Consider the following 6,257-nt stretch of genomic DNA (forward strand, 5'->3'; position numbering starts at 1 on the left):
CTTACCTTCATTGCCCTCGACATGAACACGCAAATCAACGCCCGCACTTACGAACCCACCCCGCCGCGCCGCGTGGCCTTTCTGGGCCTGGGCGTCATGGGCTACCCGATGGCGGGGCACTTGGCGCTGGCGGGGCACGGCCTGACGGTCTACAACCGCAACGGTGCCAAGTCGCAAGCGCTGGTGGATCAATTGGGAAAAGACCATGCCGTCAAGCGCGCGGCCACGCCCGCCGAGGCAGCCGCAGCCGCAGACATGGTGTTTTGCTGCGTGGGTAACGACGACGATTTGCGCGCGGTGGTGCTGGGCGAAACAGGCGCGTTGGCGGGCATGCAGCCGGGGGCGATATTCGTCGACCACACCACCGCGTCGGCGAATGTAGCGCGCGAGCTGGATGCCGCAGCACGCGAGCGCGGTCTGCATTTCATCGACGCCCCAGTGTCCGGCGGACAGGCGGGCGCGCAAAACGGCCAGTTGACGGTGATGTGTGGTGGCGAGCAAACGGCGTTCCATCAAGTCCAGCCCGTGGCGATGGCGTATGCACGCGCCTTTACGCGGCTTGGCCCCAGCGGCGCGGGGCAACTGGCCAAAATGGTCAACCAGATTTGCATTGCGGGCCTGGTGCAAGGCTTGTCAGAAGCCGTCGCTTTTGGTCAACGCGCGGGGCTGGACATGGCGCAGGTGCTGGACGTGATTGGCAAGGGCGCAGCCCAAAGCTGGCAAATGGACAACCGCGGCAAGACCATGACGGAAGGCCAATTCGACTTTGGTTTTGCCGTCGACTGGATGCGCAAAGACCTGGGGCTGGTGCTGGACGAGGCCAAGCGCAACGGCGCTTTACTGCCCGTGACGGCGCTGGTCGATCAGTTTTACGCCGACGTGCAGCGCCACGGCGGTGGACGCTGGGACACGTCCAGCCTGATTACCCGGCTGAAGTGACCTGCGCGGCTTTATCGCGCAGCGTCCGGTGTACCGCAGGGTTATGCGTCTGGCTCATAGCACTCTCGTTCAGCGCTCGGTCTGAACAGCGTAGACGACAAGCTCTGAACTACCTAGCTCCAAAGACTTTCGCCAGACGTTCTTGACATTCCCAATCGCGACGAATGTGCCGCTGTATGCTTTGCGTAGGAGTTCTTTTCGCAGAGTCGGCGTGAGAGTGCTCAACTCAGTTACTGGAATGTTAGCCGCCCAAGTCATTGCAAAGCCGGTGAAATTGCTGTGACTACCTTGAGCGACATAACTCTGCCCCCTGTAGCTGACGATGTACGTGAATAGTGGCATAGAGCTATTGATCTAACGAACGTTGCGATCCTTCTGACGCCTAACGTAGAGTTAGGCGGCACTGTCGGCGTTGTGGGTGCCGTTCCATGAACGGACGCGAACTCGATCAATGGACTCCGGTGCAGCCCAGTGTGGACGTGCGAGGTCCGCTCCAACCTTAAGTTGGGAGGATCCCCCGCCACTGGTCGCCGTGCCACCACGAGACGATCGCAACTCGTTCCTCAAGGATCTGCTTGATGAACGCGAGGGCGGCGTTGGTACCGAAATGCTCACCATCTCCTGCCCAGTCATCAAAGTACGCGTGGTAGCAGTCAAAGCCCACTGTCACTTCGTCGTTGGACGTATCAACAATCAGGCCATGCTCCACTCCTGCAGCAGGAGGCGCCTTGACTTCAACCACCACGAACGAAGCACCGTCATCTGCGGTCTCGACACGCGCCAGCGCTCGCCACTCTGGAAACTCGGCGAACAGGGCGTCAGCGGAGATGGGGGGCGGAATGGGCATCTGTGCCGCCTAACGTTTGAATTCACCGGACTGCGCGGCTTTTCGCGCAAGTCCGGTGGAATGATGGGTTAGCCGTTTGCAGAAGAATGTGCATTTGGGATGAACCCGATTGCAAATGTGCGAACTATTGATTCGGGCGTTAGCACCTTGATAGACATCCCGCCATCAATGTTTCTTGGAGAGCCATATCCTTCGAACGACCATGGCAAGTAGCCGCGCGTGGCTACAAGAAAAGCCTGTCCTTCGTATTCCAACATTGCTCCCACAGGCAAATCTGAGAGCGTGGCATCGAATGTTTGTTTACCTCCGCCTCGAATTGCACGTTCATTGTGCAAAGCATTGTCGATCTCCGGCATATTCGTGGAAGAGCGAGCCGCCTCTGCAACATTTGCGCGCAGCCATGCTTCCTTAAAACGAAGATGGCGTTCTCGCTGGCAGTGCGCGCATGGTCTGTGCCCAGCAGAGAATGCGGTGGTCTCATCGAGGAAGAACAGTTCGGAGTAGTTTCCTTGTGAGAAAGGGCGGGGACGCTTGATTTCCTTGAAGGAGAGCAGACAAGTAACCCAAGCCTTGTGTGCCCAAGGTTTGACGATCCGGTTGCACTCATCGTGGAGGATGCCGCGATTTCCCATGAGGGTTCCACGATTGGCAACGGCGCATAACGATCCCCAAGGATTTACTCGATTCTGTAGGACGATGTGGGTCACCGTTCATTCTCCTCTCGGCCAGTGCGATGTTTTTTGCGGCAGAGCGAGCGACATGATGACCTTTCGGCACTAGGCGATACTGTGCAATGGCAGCATCGTATTTGCCTTGATCAAAGAAGGCATTGCCCAGGTTGAAATTCAAGTGCGGCAACTTATCCGCGGTTGCAAGCGGGATGGCTGCCTTGAACTGCTCCTCCGCTTTGCGGGGTTTCTTCAGTTCCGTGAAGCAGTTTCCAAGCGCCCACATTGCTTGCCAATCCTCGGGCCACTCCTCAATTGCAATCTTGAACTGCACGCCTGCATCGACGAACTTGCCCTGCTTGAAAAGCTTGTCACCTTTCAGGTAAGCGGCGTGGTTCGGGTCGCGCATTGAAGTGATCCTAACGCCAAGTTATGTGTGTCACCTTCTGTCTGTCGGATGATTAACACCATCGTACGTTGGAACATCGTTAATCTTTAGCGGATTAATACCCTCAAGACACGCCACGTTGAAACCATATTGCGATGAATTTGAGCGGCGCTGGTGATGTGTATAAATGCCACAATTACCGCAAAAGTAGTGCTTTGCTGTTTTGGTATTGAACTGATAGAGCTTCAAGTATTCGTGACCTTTGACGATGCCTATATCGGACAATGGCACTGAAGCCACGATAGCCCCTCGACGGCGACACAACGAACAATCGCAGCGTCGAATATCCACCAAGCCATCCGGCAACGAAAGTTCTAACTCAATGCTACCGCAGTGGCAGGATGCCTTGTGTTTCGATTGAATTTCAACGCCATTGACTTCCTTGAGATTTACTGGCATTTACTCTCCTTAAACACATAACGCCTGAGTTCAGCCGCCGTCGTAGGCGGTCGACTGCAATGATGGGTCAGGCGCAATGCCCACTGAGCGCGTAGAGTCACTAGCGGCCCGCCATGCGATCTACGAGCGCAAAAAAAAGGAAAACAGTCAAATAAATGCCATAAATTTTAGCAACGTGAGGCAAATAAAGGCCCGCCGGTTTTGATTGGAATGTGGAGGACGAATATGTCCCCATCGCATAACTCTTGTGATCTCCCGGCCAAATGCGATACGACCCAGCCGGTATGAGCGGGAAAACAAGACAGAACCACTTCGTGGCGATATATGAGCCATCCCGCTTGGGGTCAGACGCGCCAATGAACCTGAAGCCGATGCCGTTAATAATTAAGGACATGATTTTGCAATGAGTGGATTTTTAGCACTAACGTTGGAGGCAACCGGACTGCCGAAGGCAGGTTCAGTTGACCGAAAGGTTAGGCCGATTTATCGGAGATTCCACTGATACACCTCCTGGAAGTCCTCGAAGCAGGATTTGCAAACCCAATACGTTTCCTCCCTGTCCGTCCAACCCTCGGATTGAATATCTTCCCCACTTAAATCTGATATTTTCGCTATACAAAATTCGCAGTGATCATGATCCTAATGCGGCCGACTTCTCGACCAAATCTTTAACGCCCATTGAAGCTGGCTATAGAAGGATGGCTCCTTCCCAAGCTCAAGGTGCCAATCATTTTGTTCGATAGCCATAGGTGTCGCATCCCGGACGATTGGGTAGATACTAAACGCTTTGCACTGTTCATGGCTCGCGAGGTTCTGCGAAAGCTGATCGATCAGTTGCAAGCCGAAGAAACCTCCAGCCCAGTCGTACCATCATGATCATCGCCTTACACAAAAACGCCCGTACCACCCCGGCCATCCGCGCCGAGATCGCTGCCAGCACCGATTCTGTGGCCGTACTGGCCGCACGCTATCACGTGGGCGAAGGCACCATCCGCCGTTGGAAGGCCCGGTAAGTCTTCACCGACGCCTCGCACACCGCCCACCGGCTGCAAACCACCCTCAACGTGGCTCAAGAAGCCATCGTCCTTGAGCTGCGCCGCACCTTGGTGCTGCCCCTGGATGATCTGCTGGCGGTCTGCCGGGAGTTCATCTGCGCCGATGTGTCCCGCTCAGGTCTGGATCGGTGCCTGCGCCGCCATGGGGTGGGCAACCTGAATGCGCTCAGGCCCGCTGCACCGAAAGACACCTCCAGGCCCTTCAAGGCTTATGAGCCGGGCTATCTTCACGTGGACGTGAAGTACCTGCCGCAGATGGCCGATCAAACTCGGCGCAGCCACCTGTTCGTGGCCATTGATCGGGCCACGCGCTGGGTGTTCGTGCAGATCAGGGCAGTCAAGGATGCGCTCAATGCCAAGGCCTTCCTGGCGGCCCTGTACAAGGCCTACCCGATCGGGATCAACAAGATCCTCTCCGACAACGGCACGGAGTTCACCGACAGGCAGTTTGGCTCAAGAGCGCGAGCGCCTACAGGCGAGCATGCGTTTGAGCGGCTGTGCCAGGCGCTGGGCATTGAGCACCGGCTGGCCCCACCCATGCATCCGCAGACCAACGGGATGGTCGAGCGCTTCAATGGGCGCATCGAGGATATGCTCAAAACGCACCGTTTCCATTCAGGCTAGGACATGCGCCAGACGTTGCAGCGCTATGTGCAGCTGTACAACCAGGAGCTGCCGCAGTCGGCCTTGAAGTCTCAAACCCCCATTCAGACCATGAAGCGTTGGTACGATGAAAAACCGCACCTGTTTCACAGGCCACCAAAACGGGACAATCGTCCGGGATGCGATAGTTAGGCCGTTGCCCAATCCTGCCACCAATCCAAATTCACTACCAGAATTGACTCGACCGACTGCACCTATTCCTCCGCCTTCATCCGGGCCAGTTACACCCAATCTAAACTTGGCACCTCCACCTCTTTGGCCACTAGCATTAAGATGCATGAGCGCGGCTGCTTTCTCATTAATTCCGAGTAATGCTGGTCAGTGCGCAAATCCATGTGAATGCGGTCAATTGTATTGTGATTAATTGGATTTATATGGATTCCCTACAGTACGACTGCCGGCAAAAAGCATATAAACTATATATTGATGGCGATGAAGATGGCGCAATCGCAGTCTGCATCGCCAAGAATTGTGAAAAATATATGGAGTGTCAAAGGCTTTCTGGATGGATATTTTATAATATAAGCCTGTACGATATGGCAATTAATAGGTTTAAAATGGCTGCATCCAAAGGAGATGCCGAATCTTATTTTGGCATAGGATCGGCTCATTATGCTTTAGGCGAATACAAGATGGCTATGGATTTATTCTACCAAGCGGCGGGATACGGGTATGGTCGCGCATTTCATTGGATTGGAGGCATGTATCGAGATGGAATAGGAGTGCCGGTGAATTATAATAAGACTATTTATTTTTTCGATTGGGTTCGGCTGCTGATTACTCGGTTGTGCAAAGAGGACTGATTCATCTTGATAACATGAGAGGTGGTATTTTTAGAAAAATATTCAACTTCCCACGCTTTTTGTTTATTGTTTTTCGGGCAGGGGTGATTGCAATTAAAAATATAAAAGATGAAAGAATTATTGATGCGCCAAACGCGCTCGAGAAAAATCGGGGTCGGAGCACAAATAAGTCATGATCAGTATGGAAAGGCTCTATTTTTATAAATGGAAACCTCTAAAAACCCCCAGCCTCCAACCGAGACCACCTTGAAATACTGATCCCCGCATCATGCACCAACCGCGCAGCGCCCTGAAGTTTGACCTATTCACTGACGACGCGCACAAGCGCAAGATCGATGTGCTGGGCGATCCCCTGGAACTCATCGCCCGTCACATCGACTTTGACCACTTGGGCGGCCTGATCGATGACCTGTACCCCCGCACCGACGGTGCCAA

6 protein-coding genes and 2 pseudogenes are annotated in these 6,257 nt (G+C 54.3%); 4 read left to right on the forward strand and 4 right to left on the reverse strand.

The window, feature by feature from the left end; translation table 11 throughout:
* Positions 1–21: 21 nt before the first annotated feature.
* Positions 22–939, forward strand: coding sequence for an NAD(P)-dependent oxidoreductase (locus ACK5NW_RS03840; protein ID WP_416925219.1), 918 nt, complete (start codon positions 22–24; stop codon positions 937–939).
* 499 nt (positions 940–1,438) lie between these two features.
* Here the strand turns inward: ACK5NW_RS03840 and ACK5NW_RS03845 are convergent, their stop codons facing one another.
* The 4 genes from ACK5NW_RS03845 to ACK5NW_RS03860 all read right to left on the reverse strand — a co-directional run bounded on the left by ACK5NW_RS03845 (position 1,439) and on the right by ACK5NW_RS03860 (position 3,301).
* The gene (locus tag ACK5NW_RS03845; protein WP_416925221.1) at positions 1,439–1,786 is read right to left on the reverse strand and encodes a hypothetical protein; all 348 of its coding nucleotides are present in this window, start codon (positions 1,784–1,786) and stop codon (positions 1,439–1,441) included.
* 68 nt (positions 1,787–1,854) lie between these two features.
* Complete coding sequence (locus ACK5NW_RS03850) at positions 1,855–2,418, reverse strand: hypothetical protein (RefSeq protein WP_416925223.1); 564 nt, start codon at positions 2,416–2,418, stop codon at positions 1,855–1,857.
* Complete coding sequence (locus ACK5NW_RS03855) at positions 2,390–2,863, reverse strand: tetratricopeptide repeat protein (RefSeq protein ID WP_416925225.1); 474 nt, start codon at positions 2,861–2,863, stop codon at positions 2,390–2,392. Before ACK5NW_RS03855 ends, ACK5NW_RS03850 begins: the two co-directional genes overlap by 29 nt.
* A gap of 30 nt (positions 2,864–2,893) precedes the next feature.
* Positions 2,894–3,301 carry a GFA family protein gene (locus ACK5NW_RS03860; RefSeq protein ID WP_416925227.1) on the reverse strand — a complete coding sequence of 136 codons (408 nt, stop codon included), beginning with the start codon at positions 3,299–3,301 and terminating at the stop codon, positions 2,894–2,896.
* An 872-nt stretch (positions 3,302–4,173) separates the two neighbouring features.
* On the opposite strand from ACK5NW_RS03860, the pseudogene ACK5NW_RS03865 reads away from it, so the two are divergent.
* From ACK5NW_RS03865 to ACK5NW_RS03875, 3 genes and pseudogenes are all read left to right on the forward strand, one after another.
* Positions 4,174–5,151 (forward strand): annotated as a pseudogene (locus ACK5NW_RS03865) (IS481 family transposase).
* A 179-nt stretch (positions 5,152–5,330) separates the two neighbouring features.
* Complete coding sequence (locus ACK5NW_RS03870; RefSeq protein ID WP_416925229.1) at positions 5,331–5,822, forward strand: hypothetical protein; 492 nt, start codon at positions 5,331–5,333, stop codon at positions 5,820–5,822.
* A gap of 268 nt (positions 5,823–6,090) precedes the next feature.
* Positions 6,091–6,257, forward strand: a pseudogene (locus ACK5NW_RS03875) (IS5/IS1182 family transposase); the annotation flags it as partial.

This window comes from Ottowia sp. (assembly GCF_047975795.1).
Taxonomy (GTDB): Bacteria; Pseudomonadota; Gammaproteobacteria; order Burkholderiales; family Burkholderiaceae_C; genus Ottowia.